The 23,386-nt window shown below is 63.1% G+C and carries 23 protein-coding genes; 5 read left to right on the forward strand and 18 right to left on the reverse strand.

All coding sequences use genetic code 11. The features are described 5' to 3' along the window. Positions 1-27: 27 nt before the first annotated feature. Positions 28-510, reverse strand: coding sequence for a protease complex subunit PrcB family protein (locus tag BMY12_RS17750; RefSeq protein ID WP_093289139.1), 483 nt, complete (start codon positions 508-510; stop codon positions 28-30). 204 nt (positions 511-714) lie between these two features. Between BMY12_RS17750 and BMY12_RS17755 the strand changes: the two genes are divergently transcribed. The 3 genes from BMY12_RS17755 to BMY12_RS17765 all read left to right on the forward strand — a co-directional run bounded on the left by BMY12_RS17755 (position 715) and on the right by BMY12_RS17765 (position 2,473). Then, entirely contained in the window at positions 715-1,149 is a 435-nt protein-coding gene (locus BMY12_RS17755) for an Hsp20/alpha crystallin family protein (protein WP_093289243.1), read from the forward strand. Between the two features lie 122 nt (positions 1,150-1,271). After that, on the forward strand, positions 1,272-2,222 hold the full coding sequence (locus BMY12_RS17760; protein ID WP_093289140.1) for a DnaJ C-terminal domain-containing protein: 951 nt from the start codon (positions 1,272-1,274) through the stop codon (positions 2,220-2,222). A 56-nt stretch (positions 2,223-2,278) separates the two neighbouring features. Then, the gene (locus BMY12_RS17765) at positions 2,279-2,473 is read left to right on the forward strand and encodes a YgaP family membrane protein (protein ID WP_093289142.1); all 195 of its coding nucleotides are present in this window, start codon (positions 2,279-2,281) and stop codon (positions 2,471-2,473) included. Positions 2,474-2,534: 61 nt separating this feature from the next. On the opposite strand, the gene BMY12_RS17770 is transcribed toward BMY12_RS17765, so the two are convergent. Beyond that, positions 2,535-3,554 (reverse strand): class 1 fructose-bisphosphatase, encoded by a 1,020-nt coding sequence (locus tag BMY12_RS17770; protein ID WP_093289143.1) that lies wholly within the window; start codon positions 3,552-3,554, stop codon positions 2,535-2,537. 118 nt (positions 3,555-3,672) lie between these two features. Continuing rightward, on the reverse strand, positions 3,673-4,302 hold the full coding sequence (locus BMY12_RS17775) for a nuclear transport factor 2 family protein (protein WP_177189058.1): 630 nt from the start codon (positions 4,300-4,302) through the stop codon (positions 3,673-3,675). Between the two features lie 133 nt (positions 4,303-4,435). Here BMY12_RS17775 and BMY12_RS17780 point away from each other — a divergent pair, with 133 nt between their 5' ends. Next, the gene (locus BMY12_RS17780) at positions 4,436-5,176 is read left to right on the forward strand and encodes a hypothetical protein (RefSeq protein WP_143069001.1); all 741 of its coding nucleotides are present in this window, start codon (positions 4,436-4,438) and stop codon (positions 5,174-5,176) included. A gap of 51 nt (positions 5,177-5,227) precedes the next feature. Here the strand turns inward: BMY12_RS17780 and BMY12_RS17785 are convergent, their stop codons facing one another. From BMY12_RS17785 to BMY12_RS17825, 9 genes are all read right to left on the reverse strand, one after another. After that, positions 5,228-5,434 carry a hypothetical protein gene (locus tag BMY12_RS17785; protein WP_093289148.1) on the reverse strand — a complete coding sequence of 69 codons (207 nt, stop codon included), beginning with the start codon at positions 5,432-5,434 and terminating at the stop codon, positions 5,228-5,230. An 83-nt stretch (positions 5,435-5,517) separates the two neighbouring features. Further along, on the reverse strand, positions 5,518-6,471 hold the full coding sequence (locus BMY12_RS17790) for a helix-turn-helix transcriptional regulator (RefSeq protein WP_093289149.1): 954 nt from the start codon (positions 6,469-6,471) through the stop codon (positions 5,518-5,520). 222 nt (positions 6,472-6,693) lie between these two features. Continuing rightward, positions 6,694-8,340, reverse strand: a complete 1,647-nt coding sequence (groL, locus tag BMY12_RS17795) for a chaperonin GroEL (protein WP_093289151.1) — start codon at positions 8,338-8,340, stop codon at positions 6,694-6,696. A 113-nt stretch (positions 8,341-8,453) separates the two neighbouring features. Beyond that, the gene (locus BMY12_RS17800) at positions 8,454-8,744 is read right to left on the reverse strand and encodes a co-chaperone GroES (RefSeq protein WP_093289152.1); all 291 of its coding nucleotides are present in this window, start codon (positions 8,742-8,744) and stop codon (positions 8,454-8,456) included. 496 nt (positions 8,745-9,240) lie between these two features. Then, on the reverse strand, positions 9,241-9,609 hold the full coding sequence (locus BMY12_RS17805) for a c-type cytochrome (RefSeq protein ID WP_093289154.1): 369 nt from the start codon (positions 9,607-9,609) through the stop codon (positions 9,241-9,243). A gap of 63 nt (positions 9,610-9,672) precedes the next feature. Beyond that, entirely contained in the window at positions 9,673-11,436 is a 1,764-nt protein-coding gene (locus tag BMY12_RS17810) for a hypothetical protein (RefSeq protein ID WP_093289155.1), read from the reverse strand. Between the two features lie 60 nt (positions 11,437-11,496). Next, positions 11,497-13,524, reverse strand: coding sequence for a DUF1302 family protein (locus BMY12_RS17815; protein WP_093289157.1), 2,028 nt, complete (start codon positions 13,522-13,524; stop codon positions 11,497-11,499). A 384-nt stretch (positions 13,525-13,908) separates the two neighbouring features. Next, entirely contained in the window at positions 13,909-15,288 is a 1,380-nt protein-coding gene (locus tag BMY12_RS17820; protein ID WP_093289158.1) for a DUF1329 domain-containing protein, read from the reverse strand. Positions 15,289-15,293: 5 nt separating this feature from the next. After that, entirely contained in the window at positions 15,294-16,328 is a 1,035-nt protein-coding gene (locus BMY12_RS17825; RefSeq protein ID WP_093289160.1) for an alpha/beta fold hydrolase, read from the reverse strand. Positions 16,329-16,648: 320 nt separating this feature from the next. Here BMY12_RS17825 and BMY12_RS17830 point away from each other — a divergent pair, with 320 nt between their 5' ends. Then, positions 16,649-18,268, forward strand: coding sequence for an AMP-binding protein (locus tag BMY12_RS17830; protein WP_093289244.1), 1,620 nt, complete (start codon positions 16,649-16,651; stop codon positions 18,266-18,268). 18 nt (positions 18,269-18,286) lie between these two features. Here BMY12_RS17830 and BMY12_RS20070 read toward each other — a convergent pair whose 3' ends face one another. The 6 genes from BMY12_RS20070 to BMY12_RS17855 all read right to left on the reverse strand — a co-directional run bounded on the left by BMY12_RS20070 (position 18,287) and on the right by BMY12_RS17855 (position 23,233). Continuing rightward, complete coding sequence (locus BMY12_RS20070; RefSeq protein WP_143069002.1) at positions 18,287-19,513, reverse strand: hypothetical protein; 1,227 nt, start codon at positions 19,511-19,513, stop codon at positions 18,287-18,289. 7 nt (positions 19,514-19,520) lie between these two features. After that, the gene (locus BMY12_RS20075) at positions 19,521-19,928 is read right to left on the reverse strand and encodes a hypothetical protein (RefSeq protein WP_177189059.1); all 408 of its coding nucleotides are present in this window, start codon (positions 19,926-19,928) and stop codon (positions 19,521-19,523) included. A gap of 7 nt (positions 19,929-19,935) precedes the next feature. Next, on the reverse strand, positions 19,936-20,250 hold the full coding sequence (locus BMY12_RS17840) for a hypothetical protein (protein WP_093289163.1): 315 nt from the start codon (positions 20,248-20,250) through the stop codon (positions 19,936-19,938). Beyond that, the gene (locus BMY12_RS17845) at positions 20,250-20,708 is read right to left on the reverse strand and encodes a hypothetical protein (protein WP_093289164.1); all 459 of its coding nucleotides are present in this window, start codon (positions 20,706-20,708) and stop codon (positions 20,250-20,252) included. Before BMY12_RS17845 ends, BMY12_RS17840 begins: the two co-directional genes overlap by 1 nt. A gap of 238 nt (positions 20,709-20,946) precedes the next feature. Beyond that, entirely contained in the window at positions 20,947-21,960 is a 1,014-nt protein-coding gene (locus BMY12_RS17850; protein ID WP_093289166.1) for a WD40/YVTN/BNR-like repeat-containing protein, read from the reverse strand. A gap of 4 nt (positions 21,961-21,964) precedes the next feature. Next, complete coding sequence (locus BMY12_RS17855) at positions 21,965-23,233, reverse strand: DUF1329 domain-containing protein (protein WP_245732608.1); 1,269 nt, start codon at positions 23,231-23,233, stop codon at positions 21,965-21,967. Between the last annotated feature and the right edge of the window lie 153 nt (positions 23,234-23,386).

Consider the following 23,386-nt stretch of genomic DNA (forward strand, 5'->3'; position numbering starts at 1 on the left):
TTTTGATGCCGCGTCAGGCGCACCGCTTCAGTAGCGGTAGGTCTTGGCGCGTCGCGAGCCGTTTTCGTCGTAGACCGCGGCGCCGCGCCACTCGCCCGCCGGCAGACGCACCAGCAGGCAGGGACTGCTGGGCTCCGGCGGCGGTGCGCTGTCCGGGCGCGGCGTGATGGCGGTGACGTGCAGGCGCGCGACATCGCCGTCGACGTAGGCGCTGGGGTCCACCAGCAGGCCGTAGCCACCGCTGGGGCGCTGCCCCATGCCGATCAGCACATAGGAGGCGGGCGGCAGCGGCTCACCCGGATGCAGATCCACACCGGCCTGCGCCTCGTAATTGAGCACCGCCTCCGCCGTGATGAAAAACTGCGCACTCAGCTTCTCCGAACTGGCGGGGCAGAACTGGCTACGGCCGGCCTCCACCACCGTGACCGCCCGCGCCGGCACAAACAGCCCGACCAGGGTCGAGCAGGCCGACAAAGGCAGAACCAGCAGCAGCAGCAACGCGCGTTTCATCGTCGACTCCAATCGGTTTTGCAGGCCGGCCGCGGCGCACCCGCACCGGCGCTGCGGATGGTAACTGGTTTGCCGCCCGATCCGGCAAGCGCCGCCGTCCACCCGGGGGCTCTTGAAAATTTTCCGGCGCCCCCTATCTGAGAGTCATCGCCAGCTGCGAGCCGATTTGAAACCCTGTTCAACACTTCACTTTTGGAGAGCAACATGAGCGTCAACCATTACCAGCCCTGGGGCCTGCACCGCGATCTGCTGAACGAAGTCAGCCGCTATTTCGAGCGCAGCGGCGCGGACGCTTCCAGCGCCGCCACCGCCGACTGGGCACCTGCTGTGGACATCGAGGAATACGCCGATAAGTTCGTGCTGTACGCCGACGTTCCCGGCATCGATCCGGCCAGCATCGAGGTCACCCTGGAGAAAGGCGTGCTGACGCTGGCCGGCCAGCGCGAGCAGACCGTGGAGCAGGCGGGCATCGAGCGCAAGCGCCGCGAACGCGCCAACGGCAAGTTCCTGCGCCGCTTCGTGCTGCCGGACACCGCCGACGCCGATGCGGTTTCGGCCAGCGGCAAGAACGGCGTGCTGCAGATCGTGATTCCCAAGCGGGCGCAGGCGCAGCCGCGCAAGATCACGGTCACCCACTGATCCGGGGATGCGCAGACGCTGATCGCCGGCGGCGCCCGGCCGACCGATGCGGTAAGTGCGGGGCGCGCAAGCGCCCCGCTTTCGTTTAGATTGTCGGTTTGTTGATTCGCCATCGAGCTGCAATGGAATACAAGGACTACTACAAGATTCTCGGTGTCTCTCGCTCGGCCACGCCCGAGGAGATCAAGCGCGCCTACCGCAAGCTGGCGCGCGAGTTCCATCCGGACAAGAACAAGGATGCCGGCGCCGAGGCGCGCTTCAAGGAAGTCAACGAGGCCAACGAGGTGCTGAGCGACCCGGAAAAGCGCAAGGCCTATGACGCGCTGGGCGCCAACTGGAAGGCCGGCCAGCAGTTCAATCCGCCACCCGGCTGGGACTTCGGCGGTGGCGCGGGCGGCTTTGGCGGCGGCTTCGATACCCGTGGTTTCAGCCGTGGCCGTACGCGCGCCGGCGCCGCAGGCGCAGGCATGGGCGGCGCGGGCGGCTTTTCCGATTTCTTCTCGCAGCTGTTCGGCGGCGCCGCAGGCGGCTTTGGCGGCGCGGGCGGCGGCTTCCAGAACTTTGAAAACGCCACCCCCGGCGACACCCGCGCCAAGCTCAGCATCAATCTGGAAGATTCCTACGAAGGCGCGCAGCGGCAGATCAGCATCGGCGAGCGCGTGCTGAACGTGCGCGTGCCCAAGGGCGTGACTTCAGGCCAGACCATCCGCCTGGCCGGCCAGGGCTCGCAGGGCGGCGATCTGCTGCTGGAGCTGGAATTTGCGCCGCACAAGCAGTTCCGCGCCGAAGGCCGCGATGTGCACGTCACCGTGAATCTCGCGCCCTGGGAAGCGGCGCTGGGCGGCAAGCTGCCGGTGCCGACACTGGGCGGCACGGTGGAACTCAATCTGCCGGCCAACAGCCGTGGCGGCCAGAAGCTGCGCCTGAAAGGCCGTGGCCTGCCGGGCGCCACGCCGGGCGACCAGTTCGTGAACCTGCAGATCGTGCAGCCGCCGGCGGCCAGCGATGCCGACCGCGCGGTCTACGAAAGCATGGCCAAGCACTTTGCCGGCTTTGACCCGCGTCAAAACTAAGTCCGCGCCGGCGGCCTAGAGTCCTTCGCACAGTTCGTGTGCGAAGGAGCAGGCAGATGAATCCTAATGTCGGCGGTATCGATCGCGTGCTGCGTATCGTCGCGGGGCTGGGCCTGCTGGCCTGGGCCACCGTGGGCGGCGGTCCGGTCTGGGCCTGGGTGGGCATCGTGCCCCTGGCCACGGGCGCGCTGGGCTGGTGCCCGGCCTATCTGCCGCTGGGCATCAATACCTGCAAGATGAAGAAAGCCTGAAAGGCAGCACCGCGCGCTGCAGGAGCGGGGCTTGCCCGCTCCTGCAGCCGATGCCGATCTTTTAGCCCTGGGCTTCCAGGTGGTAGCGCGTGGCCACTTCCACCTCGTTCTTGGAACCCAGGAACACCGCCACGCGCTGGTGCAGCTTTTCGGGCTGGATTTCCAGAATGCGCTGCGCGCCGTTGGTAGCGGCGCCGCCGGCCTGTTCGACGATGAAGCTCATGGGATTGGCTTCGTACATCAGACGCAGCCTGCCCGGCTTGTCCGGGTCCTTCTGGTCGCGCGGATAGATGAAGATGCCGCCGCGGGTCAGGATGCGGTGCACGTCGGCCACCATCGAGGCCACCCAGCGCATGTTGAAGTCCTTGCCGCGCGGACCGGTCTTGCCGGCCAGCAGCTCGCTGGCATAGCGCTGCATCGGCGGGAACCAATGGCGCTGGTTGGACATGTTGATGGCGAATTCCTTGGTGTCCGCCGGAATGCGCAAGTCCCGCTTGGTGAGCAGGAAGGAGCCCAGCTCGCGATCCAGGGTGAACTCGTGGGTGCCGTGGCCGATGGTGAGCACCAGCATGGTGCTCGGGCCGTACACCGTGTAACCGGCCGCCACCTGCTGCGTGCCCGGCTGCAGGAAGTGCTCGGTCTTGAGCTCGTCGATGCCGTCCGGGCACTTGAGCACCGAGAAGATGGTGCCGACGCTGACGTTCACGTCGATATTGCTGGAGCCGTCCAGCGGATCGAACAGCAGCAGGTAATTGCCCTTCGGGTAGGCGTTGGGAATCTTGCTGAAGTCGTCCATTTCCTCCGAGGCGCAGCCGGCCAGATGGCCGCCCCACTCATTGGCTTCCAGCAGGATTTCGTTGGACAGCACGTCGAGCTTCTTCTGCGCCTCGCCCTGGATGTTGCCGGTGCCGGCCTCGCCGAGCACGCCGCCCAGCGCGCCCTTGCTCACGGCATGCGAGATGGCCTTGCAGGCGCGTGCCACCACCTCGATGAGCAGGCGCAGGTCGGGATTGATGTGACCGGCGCGCTGCGCCTCGATCAGAAAACGGGTGAGGGCTATGGGTTTCGTGGGTGTGCTCATGGGCAGCGTGGACCTGACGATTCGAAGGAGTTCGTCATTGTCGTGACTGGCGGGCGCTTTGCAAGCGCGGGCGCCCAAACCCTGCAGTCCCCGCACTCAATGCCACCGCCCGGGTATCTCAGCCGGCGAGCTTCACCACCGACTCGGCCACCGCCAGCCAGACACCCTGGCGCCTGGCAAACACCGCCGTGAACCTCAGCGTGCCCTGATCTTCCTTGTCTTCGAAAGTCCATTTTGCACGCCACTCCCCGGTCACGATGCCGGTTTCACCCCAGTGCCGCACGAGCTGCTTGCTGATCAGATACGAGTCGAACCTGGTCTTGCGCAGGGAATCCAGGTACTGCGCCTTGCTGTACGTGCTGCCGTCAAAGTCCACGAGCATGAAGTGCTCATCGAGCAACTGCTCCAGCGCGGCAATGTCGCCCTCTTTTTCGGCCCTGCCCCAGGCATTGTCACGCGCCAGCAGAACCTGCTGCTCGTCCGCGCCGGGCGCCTGCGATTTTTGCTGGCGCGATGCGCCTGCGGCTCCCGCCGCCGGAATCAACAGCCCCGCTGCCGCGCCGCACAGCACGAAATCGCGTCGTTTCATCTTGCTCTCCTCCTGATTGCCACAGATCCCGCCAGCTTGAAGTACCGCACAGGCGAATATAGCGCCTGAGCCAGCCGCCGCCACACAGGCGGACCGCGCCTGCCTTTCTAGCCTGACGCGGCAGTCGCATCCTGCAAGCCCGGCAGCCTGCCTGTTCAATGCGAATCGCCTGCACTCCAGGACATTGCCCGATCGCGGGCCGAGTCTCAGTCTGCCGCCCCACATGGTTCAGTGCCGGTTAAAACCGAGACGCCGAACCTGAAGACTCACACATGCCATGCAGGAGGAGACCATGAGCCAACTCGAAATGGGCGCCGGCAGCTCGAAGCTCAAGCTGGGCATCGCCGGAGCCGTACTCACCGTTTTCGGCGCAGCCGCTTACGCGCTGACCAGTTCTTCAGCCACGCTGCCAGCCAAGCCCGCAGCGGCCGCGATGACGATCCCTCAGACGCCGGCCAGTGAAGCCGCGCAGCCGACACCGTCTGAACCCGCAGCAGCGCCCACGCCAACGCCCTCCGCTGCCGCCGCACCGGCAGCCGACAGCACCAGCGAGGCAGCAGCGGCAGCTGAAGCGGTGGCCCCGAGCAGCGCATCGGCCGCAAATCCGCAGCCGCTGGACGAGACCGCGCTGAACGCGCCGCCCGCCAAGGACAGCGCCGCCGCACAAACACCGGCACCCGCCGCCAAGCCCCGGCGCGTGGCTCACAACCAGCCTGTGGTGCCGGAACGTCCGCCGGCGCACGCCGTGCTGCGTGAATGGTGGAAGAGTGACACCAACTCGCCGTATGCCGTGAACTTCGTCGGTCAGGCCGCAGGCAGCAACGCTCTGGTGGTGCTGTTCGCCAATCCCGTGAGCGCCGCACAAGCCAGCCAGCGCATCAGCGTGCTCGATGCCAGCGGCAAGGCCGTGGCCACCAACTGGGAAAACGGCAACAACCCGCGCGTGCTCGTGCAGAACCAGCTCAGCCCCGGACGCTACACCGTGGTGGTGGACAGCGGCAGCCGGGTGTCGGGGCCGGTGTATATCCAGTAACCAATCTCAAAGCAAATCAAAAAACCCGCTTCGTATAGCGGGTTTTTTGATTCATCGCGCGGCGAGCGCGAGAAGAAAATCCGGCACGTAACTGTGCCACGGTCGACGCTTCACCTCCTGAGTCTCGGGCAGCAGTCGCACGTTCATGGCCGAGGGGCGCTTGCGCAGTTGTTCGGGCAGGTGCGTGACGGGGATGCGGACGTTGAGATATTTGCCGTCGGCAGTGAGCTGCACGGCGAATGGCAGGGTGTCGATCATGGCAAGGCTCCGGCTTGGCGTTGAGTGCCGGGGCATTGTGCTGGGGCGCTGGCTCAAAACCTGAGCTTGGCGCGCGGCCCTGCTCAGCGATATTGCGCAGCGGCTTGTGTCAGGCGTTTGGAGACGGCCATGCGCAGGGCCAGCGGGCCCAGCACTTCCACTTCGGGACCGTAACGCAGGATGTCGAGGATCAGTTCTTCGTCGCGGTGATAGGGCACGGAAAGTTCATAGCGGCCATCGGGCAGCCACACGCCTTGTTGTTGCGGATGCCAGGTTTCGGCAGCCACCCAGGGGGCGCGGCTGGCGGCGAAGCGCAGCACGGCGGTGGCGCTGGGGGCGCCACTGAAGATGCCGTAAGAGCCGCCCAGTGCCTCGTCGAGCTGAGTGTCCGGCAGCTCCTGTGCGGCACTGTCCAGCAGCTGCGCTTCGCACACACAGTCCACGGCGAAGGTGCGCAGGCCCATGGCGCGATGGCACCAGGCGTCCAGATACCAGTTGTCGCGATAGTGCACGAGGCGCTGCGGAGAGATTTCGCGCGCGCTGCGTTCGCTCTTGCCGCGCGCCTGGTAGTCGATCCGCACCCGCTTTCTTTGCAGCACAGCGGCGGCCAGTGTGGCGAAGTGCGCGCCGGGCGGACGCGCGGCGGCGCGCAGCAGGCGGATGCGTGAGGCCTGGCCGGTTTGCAGATGCTGGGATTTGAGAATCTGGTTCAAGCGTTCGCGCAGCGGGTCGAGCGCTTCATCGAGCAAGCCGGGCTGGAAACTGGCGAGCAGTTGTTGCAGCGAGAGCAGGCTTTGCAGTTCTTCGGCACTGAACCAGAAGCCGGGCAGTTCATACGCGGCATCGCTGTAGTGGTAGCCGCGCGGCTCGCGCGAGCTTTCCAGCGGCGCACCGAGCACATCGCGCAGATAGGCGAGCACGCGCTTGGTGGTGGCGCGCGAACATTCCAGCTCCGCCATCACGCGCTCGAAAGGCACCGGATAGCGGGAGCGCTTCATCAGCCGGTGCAGGCGGTAGACGTGCTCGAAGGATTTCATCGCCTAAGCGTAACGCAAAAAAATCGGGGCGCCCTTGTGAGGCGCCCCGATCGTTGCAGCTTGTGATGCTGGCGGGTTACGCGGCTTGCGCCGCTAACCCGCCCTGCGGCCAGCTTGTCATGCCCGCGAATGCGGGCATCCAGGATCGTGCGTACCGCCTGCCCGTCCTGCGTGCTGGATTCCCGCTTGCGCGGGAATGACATCAGCCTTCTTGGGCTTCTCTTAGAAATCGCCCATGCCGCCCATGCCGCCCATGCCACCACCCGGCGGCATCATCGGCGCTTCGGCCTTCTGAGGCAGCTCGGCGATCATCGCTTCGGTGGTGAGCAGCAGGCCAGCGACCGAGGCCGCGTTCTGCAGCGCCAGACGGGTGACCTTGGCCGGGTCGATGATGCCCATGTCGATCATGTCGCCGTACTCGCCGTTGCCGGCGTTGTAGCCAAAGGCGCCCTTGCCTTCCGCGACCTTGTTCAGGACCACGGAGGGCTCTTCGCCAGCGTTCTTCACGATCTGACGCAGGGGCTCCTGGATGGCGCGACGCAGGATCTGGATGCCGACGGTCTGGTCGTCCGTGGCGCCCTTGAGCTTGTCGAGCACCTTGGCCGCACGCACCAGCATCACGCCGCCGCCGGCGACGATGCCTTCTTCAACGGCCGCACGGGTGGCGTGCAGCGCGTCTTCCACGCGCGCCTTCTTTTCCTTCATGGCGACTTCGGTCGCGGCGCCGACGCGGATCACGGCCACACCGCCCGACAGCTTGGCCAGACGCTCCTGCAGCTTTTCCTTGTCGTAGTCGCTGGTGGCGGCGTCGACCTGGGCGCGGATCTCGGTGATGCGGGCCTTGATCTTGTCCTTCTTGCCAGCGCCGTCGACGATGGTGGTGTTTTCCTTCTCGATCTGCACCTTCTTGGCGGTGCCCAGATCGTTGAGGGTGGCCTTCTCCAGCGACAGTCCCAACTCTTCGCTGATCACGGTGCCGCCGGTGAGGATGGCGATGTCCTTGAGCATTTCCTTGCGGCGGTCACCGAAGCCCGGCGCCTTCACGGCGGCCACCTTCAGGATGCCACGCAGGTTGTTGACCACGAGGGTGGCCAGCGCTTCGCCTTCCACGTCTTCGGCGATGATCAGCAGCGGACGGCCGCTCTTGGCCACGCCTTCGAGCACCGGCAGCAGCTCGCGGATGTTGCTGATCTTCTTCTCGGTGATCAGCAGCAGCGGGTTTTCCAGCTCGCACTGCTGGCTCTGGGAGTTGTTGATGAAGTAGGGCGACAGGTAGCCGCGGTCGAATTGCATGCCTTCGACGACGTCCAGCTCGTTGTCCAGCGACTTGCCTTCTTCAACGGTGATCACGCCTTCCTTGCCCACCTTGTCCATCGCGTCGGCGATGATCTTGCCGATCGCGTCGTCGGCGTTGGCGGACACGGTGCCCACCTGGGCGATGGCCTTGCGGTCCTTGCAGGGGGTGGCGTTCTTGCGCACTTCTTCCACCACGGCTTCCACGGCCTTGTCGATGCCGCGCTTGATGTCCATGGGGTCGATGCCGGCGGTGACCGACTTCAGGCCTTCATTGACGATGGCCTGGGCCAGCACGGTGGCGGTGGTGGTGCCGTCGCCGGCTTCATCGGAGGTCTTGGAAGCGACTTCCTTGACCAGCTGCGCGCCCATGTTCTCGAACTTGTCCTTCAGCTCGATTTCCTTGGCCACGGACACGCCGTCCTTGGTCACGGTGGGGGCGCCGAAGCTCTTGTCGAGCACGACGTTACGGCCCTTGGGGCCCAGGGTGACCTTGACCGCGTTGGCCAGAATATTGACGCCAGTGACCATGCGCGAACGCGCGTCATCACCAAAACGGACTTCTTTGGCTGCCATGATGGAATCCTCTTAAATGATTTAATCATTCCCGCGAAAGCGGGAATCCAGACTAGGAAGCGGCGCACTGGATCCCCGCTTGCGCGGGGATGCCCCATTGCAGCCGCAATGGGTCACTTCGCGAAAACGGCCATGATGTCGTCTTCGCGCATGACCAGCAGGTCCTGCCCGTCAACGCGCACTTCCGAACCCGAATACTTGCCGAACAGCACGATGTCGCCGGCCTTCACGTCCAGCGCATTCAGCTTGCCGTCGTCGCCACGCTTGCCGGGGCCGACCGAGATCACTTCGCCCCGGGAGGGCTTCTCGGCAGCAGCGTCCGGAATGATGATGCCGCCAGCGGACTTCTTCTCTTCTTCCAGACGCTTCACGATCACGCGATCGTGCAGGGGACGCAGTTTCATAACGAATCTCCCGATGGTTCAATAACTTGAGTGGAACTTCGGCGAATGCTCCCGGCCTTTTTGGCTGACCGTGTTAGCACTCTCAATCGAAGGCTGCTAATTCTTGGGGACAGCGGCCCCGGTTTCAAGGGGGGACGAGATACGGATTGCCCTTCATCGTCGGGCTGCCCGCCATCAGCATGGTGATGGTATGGCGCTCTCGGCCGGCGCGGAACCCTCCTGCTTCAGCCTGTTCGTGGCGCCTAATAGGCTGTTTTCAAAATGTTTTTACTTCAGCCTTTCCCGGCTTCAGCCGTTCCCGGGCGATACCAGCTGCCGCAGCGGCGGTGCCCGCCATACCCCCGCACCAAGCCACAAGCAGACAACCAAGCCTGCCCGGACTTTAGTCAGCACATCAATTCGGCAGGCTCCACTCACACACATGTGCCAAGGAAAATCAGGTGTTTCACCGGCATCCGGGCGCAAGCTTCCGCCAGCTTGTGCCTTGGCATCGGGTTTAATCAGTCGGCGTCGCCGGAACGGACTCATTCAGTTTCAGTATCCAGCGGACGATCGCCTCGGCTTCCTCCTGCGTCACAGCAGGATTGCTTGGCATCGGAACGATGCCCCAGGCTCCGGAGCCACCGTGCCGGATCTTCATCGCCAGACTTTCGGTGCGCTCCGCCCGGGATTCCGACGCATAGCGAATTGCAACCATCTTGTAGGGAGGGCCGATGCGCTGTTCCTCACGCGCATGGCAGCCGTTACAGCCCTTGTCATTGAAGAATTTTTTGGCCGTTGCGTCATCGAACGCGGGCGCCGGCGACGCAGTCGCAACCATTGCCACACCTGTCAGCAGCGAAAATGCAAACAGCTTGCGTGCCATGCTCGATTCCTACCCTTCGCCTTTAGTCCGGAAATAAACCAGCTGACGTTTCAGACGCAGCAATCAATCATCGCCAACATCAATGACCACAGCCATGGATGGACCCGAACCTTCCGGGTAATTTCCGTAGGACGCTATCAGGTGACCGCTGACAGGACTGATCGCAAGCTGTCGCAAGTACGCCATCTGCCTGGGCAAGGGATAGACCGTGCTGCGGCCCGTAGAAGGATCGAGACGATAGATCGCATCACTGTTTGCGTTGACGACCCAGACCGCCTTGCGCCGCTCATCCCAGGTCACGGCATAGGGAGCGGCAGCCGGATCAGGCATTTCGTACGTGCCAACAATCTTGCCCGTCTGCATATCAATCTTCGCAACACGGCCGCTGCCAAAGAGCGCCACCCACAGATGCCCGGCGTTGTCCCTGGCCATTCGCCTCGGCCCTTCACCCTCGGCAAAGGGCACGACCTTGACCACCTTGTGCGTAGCCGTATCAATACAACCTACATAGCCATTGACCTGCGAGTACCAAGCTTCCTTGCCGTCGGCAGACAAGACTGTTGAATAGATGAGGTGATTGATGGGGCTCAGCCCCTTGAGGGCATTGACATCGTGGAACGCGACCGCCCCCGTGTCCGGATCCAGCGTTCCCATCTGGTTGGATCCGACCAGCGTGACCCAGATCTTTCCGAAAGCGTCGCGTGCCAGGTGTCCACGCGAATCAATCGACATGTCATGAACAATCGCGGCGCCGCCGATGGCCTGCGTATCCGGCAAGTTGGTCGGTCGCAGCGTCCATAGCGTCCACTTTTCGGTGCGTGGATCGAACCGGCCGAACTGGTCGTGATCGATCATCGACACCCAGAGCCGGCCATCGTCGTCCGGAACAATCGTATGTGGTCCGGTTGAACCGTTGAAGTCGACTTTGATCCATTTTGTCTCGCCGTCATGCGGATCAAGTCGTACGATCAGATTGCGACGTACGTCCGCCCCCCAAAGATACGGAGAGTTCGGCACAGGGACCATTTCACGCACCAACGCGTCCTTCGGCAGGGCATACTCCCTGATCACAGTCTTGCGCGATACACCCAGCGCAGCGCCGTATCGATAGTCGTCTGCGGCCAGATGCACTGTCTGCGTCGGGAAATGATCTGCCAGATACTTGGCGATGATTTCACCCTGCCGAACATCGAAGAAATTGTAAGCAGCGTTCTGCGCGGTCGGCCAGTCTATGGCATCGAGATTCATGGGGCTCTCAAGCGGAAAGACTGCATAGTGTTTGGAGCGCATGTATTTGACCACGGCGCGCCAGGACTCATGCCGCACGAGCTTGCGCCATTCGGAGAGCGCTTTTCGGTCGCCCTCTGGGCCATTGCTTACCGCTTCGATCCTGGCCGCATATTCACGCACACGCGGGCTGGCCATCTGATGGCAACTCGAACAGCCGGAGAGTGTGATATTGCGCGCCGTGCCACCGGGCATGCCTGCGAACCACGCGGAGGCCGGCGCTATCTCGGCAATATTCGAGCTGCGCGCCAGATAGACGGTCGCGTCTGCGCCGGCATTTCCCGATGGCGCTGGTTCAAGCTGGCGCCACCCGAGCTTGCGCGCGGTCAGCGATATCCTGTCGCGCTTGCCCAGCGACTCATCCGCAATCGTGAAGCGTCCATCAGCCCCCGAAAACACTGTAATCGCAGCAGGCCCTGCGTGCCCTCCGGAAAACGTCAGTGTGACGGCGGCCTGCGCCACACCTCGGCCATCTTCCGAAGATATCACCCGCCCCGACAGCTCTGCGCCATAGGCCGAAGCCGCCAGCAGCATAGCCATCTGTGCGCTCGCGATGGATAGCGCGATACTTGATCTACTCACGTCGTCGCCTCATCCGGATCAAAACTGATACGTGAAACGCATCGTGAATTCATTCATGAAGTCCGCAGTCGAAAGCGTGCTGTCGTTCGGATTGTGGTTCCAGGTCGTACCATCGATGAAGTTGTAGAACCCTTCGACTGTCACTGCACCGCTCGGCTTCCACTTCAGACCGGGTTGCACCAGGATGCCGCCATGAACGTCGATCAGCGCCGCCGCACTGAGCTCCCAAATGTATGCCGGCCATGGCTGCAGGAAGGCCAGCGCAAAGTAAGTCGCCCCGCCTCCGATGCCGGTCGCAATCGCCTTGTCGGTATTGCGTCCCTTGACCGTTTCACCGCCGTAACCGCTCAAGTGCCGCCCGAAAAGATCACTCTCGGTCTTGTGCATCGCCTGGAACACCAGATAGGTCGCCGGAAACTCTGATGTAAAGCGATGGTATTTCTCGGCCACGAATGCAATTTCGGTCTCGTTGCTGCGCAGCGGATTCCGCGACAGACTCAATGGCGTGAAAGCGCGGTCTGGCGTGTAGGCCGCTTCAAGATTGAAGATGACCTGATTGAAGAACGATCCGGGATCATCCGTCTCGGTCACATAGCTGAGGCCAAGTCCGAATACGTCCTCCTGGTAGTACTCACGGGCGATATGGCCGCGCAGGCCACCGGACGCCTGGAAGAACGCGCTGAGCTCGCGATGTGCCCGGTCGAAGTCATTGCCGACTGATCGCGCAAGAATCTGCTGCGCAGCCGGGAACTCATCAATCGCAGCATTGAGCGCTGAGATGCCACCGAGGCGCACATCTGCCGCATACCAGAACCACTCGTCTGCGCTGACCACGGACACCGGCGTAGGGGCAACTTCGAATGCTGTCTGCGCCATGAGGGGTCCGCAGCCGCTACCGGCGCCGAGCACTGCTGCACAGTAGGTGTTCAGCACTGCACCAAGCAGATTGTCGTTCGGCAAATCCTTGTTGACGCCGGTCTCGGTCCATCGGAACACGCCAGCGTCGTTATAACGACGAACCGCCATCGCTTGCCAGCCCCAAGACCCATAGTCGCCCTTGAGACGTATGCCGTAGTTGACCTTATTGTCGTATCCACCCGCAGCGTACATGTCATGAACGGTGAACTGCGTCGGGATGACGTTGTACGGCGTATTGGGATTGGGCAGCACGGACGGCTGGAACTTCTTGACGAACGCATCCGCCACGATTGTCGATCCAAGCTGCGCTCCGAGACGCACGCCCAGGGACGGCACGCGCTCATCCGAGTACTCCTCAAGCGCCCGATCCAGAATCAGGTGACGGCGCAGATCCAACCCGTCCACCTTGTCCATGACCCGAAAGAACAGCGCCTGCCCCCAGGCGATGCGCTGGTTGCCGGCACGCAGCGTGAAGGGCCCATCGGCATATTCGAACAAGAAGGCAGGAAAATCGACGAAGTAGTTCCGACCTGTAATCTCGAACATCTGGGGATTGTTTTTGCCATCAACCAGATATTCGTAGTGGTTCGGCTTGCCCTGATACAAGCGCGGAACACCTCCTTCGATCATGCCTTGACTGTTGCTGAAGTCCCTCGCGTTGAAGTCATCATCGTAGTCGCGCAGGTTGTAGATTCCGCGCATCTGCCCGACAAAGCGCAGTGTGCTGGTGAATCGCAGCTCGAGCTGCTGCTCCCAGCGCAGGACATTGTAGTTGAGCAGATTCTTGACTGTTTTCTGCGGCCGCTGAATCTCATCCGTCAGGACGCTCAATGGAATCGCAAACGGCAGGCCGTCGCGAAGAATCGGCGCAAGAATATCCAATCCATCGACCGGCAAGCCGGGATTGCCTGGCGTACGCGTTACGGTGACCTTGTTGAATGGATCGCCGAACTGGTTGTACGGATTGGGATCGTCATTCGTCTTGATCGCGATGTCGGCGCGCAAGTAGCCGCTCGTTGCGTAGTCCACTCCAAACAGGGACCCTTTAGCCTGCCCCCAGGCAGTACCAGATAACGCGAACGCCACGCCGGCCAGGCCCAAACACGCACGGCGAATGGTCTCATGCATCTGTCATCCTCCCTTTATAATTTAGCGACTCGCGCAGCCCGTTCGGCGCTCATCCCGCGGATCGGGATTGAAGCACCGATGATCAGATTTCCCGCAGAGCATTCATGTTGCGCAGGCCGTGCCCGCAAAACCATTACCCGATTCGGGGAGGATGCCGGCCCATTCGAGGGTTTCCACTGCCACCTCCTGCACAGCGAGCGCGGACCTGAGGGCCGCGTCGGCAACGGCCTCGCAATCAGCGTGAGTCACGTGGCACTCCCTGTGATCAGAACCAGCATCGGCGCTTCGCCAAGGAAGCGTTTGAGACATGCCGGGAGGTACCGAACCGGGTTCACGGTGCTGAATGGGCGCTGCTGAACGTAATCGCGCCGTTTGCCCGTGATTTCAGACGCCGCCAAGGCGCAGCATCGCGCTCTGGGTCAGATAACGGTCGTAAAGGTCGGCCTGGTTGGCGCCGCTGAAATGCGCGTTCTCCAGCTGCCGGATCTGCTGCAGTCGCGTGATGCCGCCAGTCTGGATATCGGCAGCGATCACATGCGTCCAGCTCCAGTAGGGATGCGCACCGTCCATCACCTTCTTGCCGCCGCGCTCGTAGAGACTGTATGCGCCGTCGAATGAACGGAACGGCTGCCCCATGCGGTCATACGTCACCATGCCGATGACGATCTGGTTTCGTGCATCGAACCAGACGCGTTTCTTGGAGATCGGCGCGCGAGGGAACATCGTCGGCTCGGCCTCGACGACGATGGCTTCCGGCACCAGTTCGACGGTTGTATCCCAGAAGGAATTGCCCTTTGCCCCTCCGTGCGTACCGTGCCGCCAATCAGGATCGTCAGGATTCCAGCCTCCCGAAATCGCGGCGAGGAACGGACCACGCGCAACGACGCGGTAGTTGCCCCAGGTATGCAGGGGATCGCCTGCGGCCCAGGCGTCTGAGAGGTACATGGTCGTTCCCGGCAGCAGCGGCTCGAAGCGCTGGTCGGTCGGAAGCTGGCGGATGCGGCGGAAGTCCGGTATGTAGCCGTAGAGTAAGGGGAAGGTCTTCTGGTCGTAGGGCCAGATGTTGAGGAAGGATGTCCCCCGATGCTGGTGCGGCGCCAAGAAAAACACCGACTGGAAGCGCAACTTGTCCTGATGCTGCTCCCAGTAAGGCCTGGGCTCCAGGCTGACACGCGCGACCGGATGCAGCTCCGCCCAGCCCCCCGCATAGTTGAAGTTCACCTTGCCGGAGACATCAACATCCTGCACCTCAAAGGCATAGAACGAGGCGTCGTGCCGCCCCCAGCTCAGCGTCTGCGCGGCGAACAGCTCCAAACCGGTCCTCGGATCGGGAAACGGATTGCCGCCAATCCACGGCCGGCCATCCGGCGCGACCACGTTGCCACGTCCGTCGAAGCGCGCCTTGCCCTGGTTTCGCAAGGTCGCTTCTATGTACTCCCATGGAGACAGGCGCATGAGATCCGTGGTGGTCCGCGTCGTCCTCAGCCTGCGGCCCTGCTTGAGAATCTGCTCGTAGCGGATGGGCTCCAGCAGATTCTTGACGTGCTCCACGTTGCCAGCATGTATTTCGTCGCCGGTCTTGATGCGCCCGCGCGTATAAGCTTCGAGCGAGAGCAGTTCCTCCGGATACGCAGCCGTGGCGTCGCCATCGGCCGCAAGCACCTCCCACAGCGGCGCGATGACTCCGGCCGTGAGAATGCCGCGTGATGCATCGGCCAGAAACTTGCGACGCGTATAGCCGCGGTCAAATCGGCGGATGTGCATGACAATCAGCGCAGCGCACGCAGGAATTCGAGAATCAGGCGATTGATCTCCTGTGGCCGCTCCTGCTGAATCCAGTGGCCCGAACCCGGCACGATATGGCTGCCGACGAGATTGGGAATCCGCTCCGTGGCGCGCGCGATGGCCTCCAGCCCCCACTGCGTGCCGACATCGAATTCGCCACCGATGAAGCCAGCCGGCACCGTCAATGGCAAGCGGTCCTGCTCAGCCAGGTCTTCCCAGTTGGCATCGACATTGTGATAGAAGGCCAAGGGTCCGCCGAAGCCGGAGCGCTCGAACTCTCCGACGTAGAAATCGAGATCCTCTTCTCGCAGCCAGGCGGGCAGCTCTTCGGGCATTGCGAACGCGTCACGCATGCGTGCGCCGTCGGCTATGCACAGCGGGCTGTTGCGAAGCACGAGAACGGGGTCGGCATCCACCGGCGCCGGCGCCTTCGACAGTGCATCACCTGACACGCTATACAGCAGTCCGGTCAGCCAGGCGCGCAGATCCACTTCGATCTCGTCAATGATCGCCTCCTGCGCACCGAAGTAATCCTGATAGAAGGTCCTGCCGGGGCCAGCGATGACGCGATGATAGTCGCCCGGGCGTTGCTCGCCGAAGGGATTGCCCGGCAATGCGATCTGCGCGCGTCCCGCGAAGGGCACGCTCAGTCCCATGACGCCGCGAAATACCTCGGGATACAACCATGCCGCAGTCCACGCCACCGGCGCCCCCCAGTCGTGCCCGATGACCACAGCCGGCGCATCGCCCAGAGCCCGCGCGACGCCAACGACATCGGCCGCCAGCGTTCTGATCCGGTACGCCTTGTTGTCGCGGAATTTCGACGAGCGCCCGTAACCCCGCTGATCAATCGCAACGACGCGGTATCCTGCCTGCGCCAGCACATCGATCTGCTCGCGCCACGAATACCAGGATTCCGGGAACCCGTGGACGAGAATGATCAGCGGCCCCTCACCCTGCTCGACCGCATGGATGCGCGCACCGTTGGTTTGCACCAGCCTGTGCTTTCGTTGTGTCATCGTAGATGGCCTCCTCATCTTTCGGCGTCTGAATGCTAGAGGGGCCGGTGCACCTGCAGGCACCCCCCGGTTGGGTGAGGCGGGAGACTCGATTGCGGTTGTCGCCACATCCGGCCGGGCACGATCCCCAAAAAGAGCGCGGCGGTTCCCCGATCTGCGCGATTTCAACCGTGGCCGCGAACATGGAATCTGACAGAGTGATGCAAAAGGTCATCCGCGACCTTCTGCCTGTCGCCTCACAAGAGCGCGCCTTTCCTGCAATCCCGGCGCGCGCCCAGGCAGGCCACCAGATCGAGAATGACGACGAGAGGAGCACGAACATGCTGGAGCTGTCCTATACGAGCGGACCCGCAGCCGCACCGCTGCTGGGCCAGACCATCGGCGAGAACCTGCGTCGCACGGTTGAGCGGCATCCCGACCGCGACGCGCTGATCGTGCGCTCGCAGCACTATCGAGCGAGTTATCGGCAGCTCTGGGAGCAGATCGATACGCTCGCTCGGGCGCTGCTTGCGCTCGGCGTCGCCCACGGCGATCGCGTAGGCCTGTGGGCAAGCAACCGATATGAATGGGTCTTGATCCAGTTCGCGACGGCACGTATCGGCGCGATCCTGGTCAACATCAATCCGTCCTATCGCGCGAGTGAACTGCACTACGCCCTGGATCAGTCCGGCGTCAGCGTGCTGCTGATGGCACGCGGCTTCCGCACCTCGGACTATCGCGCAACACTGGCACAGGTACGCGACGCCCTGCCCCAGCTGCGGCATGCGCTGGTGATCGATGACGACTGGCGCGATTTTCTCGCGCGCGCCGACGAGGTGACGTCACGCACACTTTTCGAACGTGAATCCGCCTTGCAGTTCGACGATCCGATCAACATCCAGTACACCTCCGGAACGACCGGCACCCCGAAAGGCGCGACACTGACGCACCACAACATTCTCAACAATGGGTATTTCATCGGCCGCACGATGGGCTATACGCCGCAGGACCGTGTCTGCATCCCCGTGCCGTTCTATCACTGCTTCGGCATGGTCATCGGCAACCTCAACTGCGTCAGCCATGGCGCGGCCATGGTGATCCCCGGCGACGCGTTCGACCCGGAAGCCACCCTGCGTGCAGTCGCCGAGGAGCGTTGCACTTCGCTCTATGGCGTGCCGACGATGTTCATCGACATGCTGCGCCACCCGCTGCTGGACGAGCTCGATCTGGGCTCGCTGCGCACCGGCGTCATGGCAGGCGCGACCTGCCCTGTACGCGTCATGGAACAGGTGCGCGAGCGCATGCACATGGAGCAGGTCACGATCTGCTACGGCATGACCGAAACCTCGCCGGTTTCAACGCAGACCGCCGTGGACGATCCGGTCGAACAGCGTGTCGCCACCGTGGGGCGCGTGCATCCGCATCTGGAGATCAAGATCGTCGATCCGGAGCGCGGCTGCGTCATGCCCATCGGCCAGGCCGGCGAGTTGTGCACCCGCGGCTACTCGGTCATGCGCGGCTACTGGAATAACCCGACGGCAACCAGCGAAGCGATCGATGCGGGCCACTGGATGCACACCGGAGATCTCGCGATCATGGACCGCGACGGCTACATCAGCATCGTCGGCCGCATCAAGGACATGATCATCCGCGGTGGCGAGAACATTTATCCGAGGGAAATCGAGGAATGCCTGTACCAGCATCCCCAGGTTGCCGACGTGCAGGTCATCGGCATCCCGTCTGAACGTTACGGGGAGGAGGTCATGGCCTGGGTGCGTCCGAAAACCGGGACGATTCCGCAATCCGGGGAACTGGAAGCATTCTGCCGCGAGCGTCTGGCCGGCTACAAAGTGCCAAGGCACTGGAAGTTCGTCGCAGAGTTTCCCGTCACCGTCACCGGCAAGGTGCAGAAGTTCCGCATGCGCGAACTGGCCATGGCGGAGCTGTCTGCTGCAGGATAGCGACAGGGCTCCACCACATCACGGCGATTCGCGCGGCGGGTTCGCCAGTGCCCACAAGCGTGCCGTTCGCAGCCGGCCGGGTGCGAAGGCGGGATCGCCCGACGCATCGCTTGTTCCGCGACGCACTGGCAGGAATTCTGTCGGCGGATAGCTCGCACGTTCGTGGCAGTTGATGCAGTTCGACTTCAGCCCGCTGCCTTGTCCGCCATCCGGAAATTTCGCCTCGAACCAGGGGTTGAAGCAGATATGCGGCGAACCATCCGGCTCCAGCGGTAGCACGGGGTCGACGGCAACATCCATCAAGTAATGACGCCAGCGGCCACGGATCGTGGCAGGTCGATCCGCAGCGAACACGCCTTCGTCGGGCCGGTCATGCCACCAGGCCGTAGCCCATACGCCCATGCCCGCATCTGCAGCCATCAAGTGGAAAGCAACCAGCACCAGCGAATCGCCCGTCCGCAGCGGACGCCCGAGTGCGATCAGCGCTGCCTTGCGGGCGCCGGCGTCCTCCATCAGGTGCGCGGCCAGACGCCGGCCGACCGGCAGATGGATGAAACGATTCAGAGCGACCCGACGCGCGGTCACGAAAGTACGCCCTGCAAACGTCACCGGAGCCGCACGCCCGGCGGCTGCGCCGGCATCCACGGCAACCACACGCCGCCAGCTCGTGTAGTCGTTGCTGCCGCCAGGACGGGCCACCTCGCGCGGATCCCAGACAGGCAGCGGCGTCACGCTCCCTGCCCCGACCGGCCACCAAGCACTCATCAGGACGCGAGCCCCTCGCGGCAGCGGCGGAATCGCTAGCATGTGCGGATATACCGGGTCTCTCGCTCCATTCTGCATCAACTCGGTAAGGCGCTCCGCCTGATACAGACGATGGCCCCGCACATGTCCATAAGCCTCCGGATCGTAATGAACGAAGGTGATCACGGGCGCATCCGCGACATGCCGGAGACGTTGTTCCATCGTGCCGGCGGCACCGATGGGCAGACCGGGAAAGACGGGACGCCTCATGCTCCGACCGGCCTCCCCACGCCCAAAGAGATCGGCCTCGTTGTACCAACCGGAAACCGCACTCACGCCATCGACGCCCGCCACAGAGGCCAGCAAACTCCACCCGCGCTGTCGTGGCTCTTCGTCACTGCGAGCCTCCTGCCCAGTCGCCGTCACGGCAATGGCAGACGCCGCCATTCCAAGCATCATCATGGTGCGCGCGAGATTGCGCCAGCCGGCCATGCGCGCCATGCCCGGTTCAGCGGGTCACGTCTCGGCGCAACACGCAGTCCACCTGCACTGGGCTGAGCGCGCCGCCGGACGGCGGGCGCTTGATTGCCCTGCCTACGGCATAGCCGCTTTTAGAACAGCGCGGCGCGACGTCCATGCCATGCAGATCCTTGGGCAATTCCAGTCGGAACCTGCCATCCGGTCCAGTGACCACGACGAAATCCACTTTCGACGTGACGAGCACGACCGTTACGCCTTGCAGAAGACGTCCATCCGTATCCTTGGCCGATCCGAAATAGATGTTCCCGGGCCGACGCTCGCGCGGCACCGAAGGATCCCATCCATACCAGCCAGCCCGCACAGGCTGCGCTGCGTTGACGGCAGCGATGCAGGCCGCTGCAGCGATGATCCGGCGCAATGTTCCGAAACGATCCACCACGCATTCACACGAAGAAATGCCGCAGCAGATAGAGGCTGGCCAGCATTGTCGACACCGGCGTCAGCCAGAGCCATTGCGTCAGCCGCGCAGGAATCCAGTGATCACGCAGCAGCAGGCTCGCCAGCAGCCCGATGCAGGTCGCGCTCGCCAGCAGCCCGTACCAGTGCATCGCCGGTCCGGCAGATGGCTCGGACAAGCTGCTCAGGTGAAATTCACGGCGCAGGGGATAGTAGAGGAACAAGGCCAGGTCGAGCGCGAAGACAACGATGTACGACAGACTGAACGCCACCGTGAACCAGGCAGGAGAGAGGCAGCGCATCACAGCCCCCGGATGTTGTTGACGATATGTCCGGCCACGAAGTCGAACCATGTGATGCAGGCCAGCAGGAGCGTGGTGGCAAGCCGCCCCGTCTCGGGCGCACGCGTCGGGCTCCAGTAGTGTGCGTAGAGAGGCAGCATCGCAAGACCGATTCCGCCGAAATGTTCCTTGAGCTCGAACAGGCCCACCGCCCAGCCCAGCTGCATCTCTTCAATCGGAATCCGCGCATCGAGACGATAGTCCGGGTAGATCAGGCAGCCGAGGCCGAATCCGATGACATACATCACGATGACCGCGTTGCGGAAAGCCGGCGGCCTCACTCCCGAATACCTGGCCACGAACGAGTCGCCATGGCCATCGCGCAAGGTGAGCCGCAATGCTGCCATCGCCTGGTGCGTGATCGCGCCGAGCAGCGCCGTGGCGATCAGGCCGTGAGCGATCAGCGTCGCAACGATCATCGATACCCCTCCGGGGCGTGCGGGCTGCGCAGCCCGTCCGGGGACGGCCAGTCGTCGGACCTGAGGATCAGGATCACCGGCAGAAAGGGCACGGCGCTGACGATCATCAGCAAGCAAGACCACCGGCAATCGGCAACAAGTCCGCGGCAGGCAATCCCGGTCGGCCCCAGGCCCGGTGCGATGCGGCTGATGGCGAAACCCCGCGTTCGTCTGCCTGGCGGCATCTGCCTACGCCCCTTCAGCGCCTGATGCGCAGTACGCGGCCGGAATGGCCCACTGCCAGCACTGCGCTGCCTGATTGAGGTGCGGCAAGCCCCTGATACCACTCCGTCGAAATATCCTCACCCGCAAGACGCTGCCACGTCGCGCCGCCGTCACGACTCTCGAGCAGTTCGCGGATGCCGATGGCCAGAACCTGACCGCCGGCCACCATCTGTACGCCCTGCAGGCCCGAGTGCGTTCCCGAATCGAGCTTGCGCCAACTGCGACCGTCATCTGCGGTCTTGACGATCAGCCCCTCCTGGCCGACCGCGTAACCAACGCCGTCTTCGCCCAGCGTCAGGGCCCACAGCGCTGGCGCCGGCACATCTTCGACGGGCGACTCGGCACGCCACAGCAGTCGCCAGCTATCGCCGCCATCATCCGAGCGGATAATCAGACCGAATTCTCCAACGACGGTGACGCGACCCCTTTCATCCACGACGACATCATAGAGTTGTGGCTCGAACTCATGCCCCGTGTAGCCATGCCATTGCGGCGCAACTGCCTGCCAGGTGTCGCCGCCATCGCGTGAACGCAAGATCGTGCCGAACTGCCCAACCGCAACCGCCAGTCCCTGGCTGTTCTGATCTATCGCCAGCAGACGCATCTTGGTTGGCGTCTGCACCGCGCGCCACTTCCCGCCAGCCTCGCCGATCAGCACCGTACCCATCTGGCCCGAGACCAGCGTTCTGCCGCCCCCAACCGTGACGTCAAACAGGCTCAGCTGAGTAACCGCCTGCGGCAGCGGATGCCAGCTCGCGCCGCCGTCGTCGCTGGCCAGCAGCGATCCACCGGTCCCGACCGCCATTCCGTGTTCGCCGCGAAAGTCGATACCAAAATAAGCCTGGTGAGCAATGCCTTTGTGCACCACCTCGATCCGACTCATGGCCGCCGGAGTGGTCGTGACCGTGGCCAGCACGGCCACTGCGACGACGTGCCGGATCACGGCCGCGAGGCCCTTCGCACTGATGCCTTGTGTGGACATCGCCATGCACTCAAGCCGCGCCCAGGCGCGTCAAAGCCTGTTTGGTGAGAAAGCCGTCGTAAACCGCAGTCTCGTCGGCCTCGAAAGCAGTCTTGTGTCCACCGGTGATCTGCGGCGCCAGGTAGAAGCGGCTGAGGCGATTGGACTGGATGTCGTGGATCATGAAGGTCTGCACGCCCCATTCCACGTGGCCGTGACTGTTCTTGAGCGCCTTCTTCCCGTTGTTCTTCGGCCCGGCGGTTGCGATCACGGTTTTCCACAGATCGCCGCGACGGTCGTAGGTGATCTGGTTGATCAACATGCTGTTGCGCGCATCCACATAGACGCGACGACGGCCCACCGGCGCACGCGGGTAACCGGTCGGCTCCGAATCGATCACCAGCGCCTCGGGGCACAGTTCCATATACATATCCCAGTAGCTCTGCCCTTTGGGACCACCATGCACCGGCGGTTTGCCATCGGGCTGGATGCCCTCGAAGAAATTCCTGCCACTGCCGCCCACGAGCATCGGGCGCCGGTCGACGATCCGGTAGTTGCCCCAGGTCAACATGGGATCGCCGGCCCCCCAGGCATCCGACAGGAACATCGTGATGCCCGGCACCAGCGGCTCGAAGCGCTGGTTGGTGGGGAACTGGCGCACACGCCGAAACAGCGGCATGTAGCCATACAGCTCGGGAAACTTGCTCTGGTCGTAATACCATTCCGACAGGAACGAGCTGCCGGCCTGTTCCTGCGGCGAGGTGAACAGCACCGTATTCAGACGCAGCAGATTTTCGAAGTTCTTGAATACCCTGGGTTCGCGAATGCGGTTGGTGGTATTCAACTCGATCCACAGGAATTCGTAGGCATAGGCCTGACTGCCATCGGGATTGATGTCCCAGTCACGGATCGCGTACTGCGCGAAATCGTGCCGCCCCCAGCTGTAGGTCATGTTGGCATAAGCCTGCACCGCATCCTTCGGATCCATGAACGGCGCGCCGCCGATCCACTTGCCACCGCCCTTGCTGTCGACCAGATTGCCACCGGCATCGAAGCCCGCACGCCCGGCGTTGCGTACGCTGGCTTCGTAGTAGTCCAGGGGAAACAGGTAGTCGGGCGTCGCGGCCGGCGCATCGTTGATGATGATCTTCCGGCCATCCTCCTTGATTTGCTTGAAGTCGATCTCCGTCAGCAGGTGCTTGACGTGCTCGACATTGTTGGCGGTGATGACATCGCCCGGCTTCACCTTGCCCTTGGTATTGACCTCGATGCTGACCAGTTCGTCGGGATAGGCCTTCATCAAATCCTTGCCACTTGCCAGCAACGGCCAGATACCGCAAAGAACACCAGCCGACGCACTCCCCCTGAGGGTCTTTTCCATGAACATGCGTCGTGAGTAATTGAAGTCATACTTTCTGATGTGCATATCGATCTCCTCTGATCTGATTTCCAG

It is taken from the genome of Solimonas aquatica, assembly GCF_900111015.1.
GTDB lineage: Bacteria > Pseudomonadota > Gammaproteobacteria > Nevskiales > Nevskiaceae > Solimonas > Solimonas aquatica.

Coding starts and splice junctions, on each gene's coding strand:
- BMY12_RS17840 (WP_093289163.1), bottom strand. CDS start 20,250: ATGCGCTGCCTCTCTCCTGCCTGGTTCACGGTGGCGTTCAGTCTGTCG.
- BMY12_RS17800 (WP_093289152.1), bottom strand. CDS start 8,744: ATGAAACTGCGTCCCCTGCACGATCGCGTGATCGTGAAGCGTCTGGAA.
- BMY12_RS17755 (WP_093289243.1), top strand. CDS start 715: ATGAGCGTCAACCATTACCAGCCCTGGGGCCTGCACCGCGATCTGCTG.
- BMY12_RS17805 (WP_093289154.1), bottom strand. CDS start 9,609: ATGGCACGCAAGCTGTTTGCATTTTCGCTGCTGACAGGTGTGGCAATG.
- BMY12_RS17815 (WP_093289157.1), bottom strand. CDS start 13,524: ATGCATGAGACCATTCGCCGTGCGTGTTTGGGCCTGGCCGGCGTGGCG.
- groL (WP_093289151.1), bottom strand. CDS start 8,340: ATGGCAGCCAAAGAAGTCCGTTTTGGTGATGACGCGCGTTCGCGCATG.
- BMY12_RS17820 (WP_093289158.1), bottom strand. CDS start 15,288: ATGCACATCCGCCGATTTGACCGCGGCTATACGCGTCGCAAGTTTCTG.
- BMY12_RS17810 (WP_093289155.1), bottom strand. CDS start 11,436: ATGGCTATGCTGCTGGCGGCTTCGGCCTATGGCGCAGAGCTGTCGGGG.
- BMY12_RS17825 (WP_093289160.1), bottom strand. CDS start 16,328: ATGACACAACGAAAGCACAGGCTGGTGCAAACCAACGGTGCGCGCATC.
- BMY12_RS17780 (WP_143069001.1), top strand. CDS start 4,436: ATGAGCCAACTCGAAATGGGCGCCGGCAGCTCGAAGCTCAAGCTGGGC.
- BMY12_RS17785 (WP_093289148.1), bottom strand. CDS start 5,434: ATGATCGACACCCTGCCATTCGCCGTGCAGCTCACTGCCGACGGCAAA.
- BMY12_RS17765 (WP_093289142.1), top strand. CDS start 2,279: ATGAATCCTAATGTCGGCGGTATCGATCGCGTGCTGCGTATCGTCGCG.
- BMY12_RS17850 (WP_093289166.1), bottom strand. CDS start 21,960: ATGGCGATGTCCACACAAGGCATCAGTGCGAAGGGCCTCGCGGCCGTG.
- BMY12_RS17845 (WP_093289164.1), bottom strand. CDS start 20,708: ATGATCGTTGCGACGCTGATCGCTCACGGCCTGATCGCCACGGCGCTG.
- BMY12_RS20070 (WP_143069002.1), bottom strand. CDS start 19,513: ATGGCGCGCATGGCCGGCTGGCGCAATCTCGCGCGCACCATGATGATG.
- BMY12_RS17830 (WP_093289244.1), top strand. CDS start 16,649: ATGCTGGAGCTGTCCTATACGAGCGGACCCGCAGCCGCACCGCTGCTG.
- BMY12_RS17855 (WP_245732608.1), bottom strand. CDS start 23,233: ATGAAGGCCTATCCCGACGAACTGGTCAGCATCGAGGTCAATACCAAG.
- BMY12_RS17750 (WP_093289139.1), bottom strand. CDS start 510: ATGAAACGCGCGTTGCTGCTGCTGCTGGTTCTGCCTTTGTCGGCCTGC.
- BMY12_RS17760 (WP_093289140.1), top strand. CDS start 1,272: ATGGAATACAAGGACTACTACAAGATTCTCGGTGTCTCTCGCTCGGCC.
- BMY12_RS17770 (WP_093289143.1), bottom strand. CDS start 3,554: ATGAGCACACCCACGAAACCCATAGCCCTCACCCGTTTTCTGATCGAG.
- BMY12_RS17790 (WP_093289149.1), bottom strand. CDS start 6,471: ATGAAATCCTTCGAGCACGTCTACCGCCTGCACCGGCTGATGAAGCGC.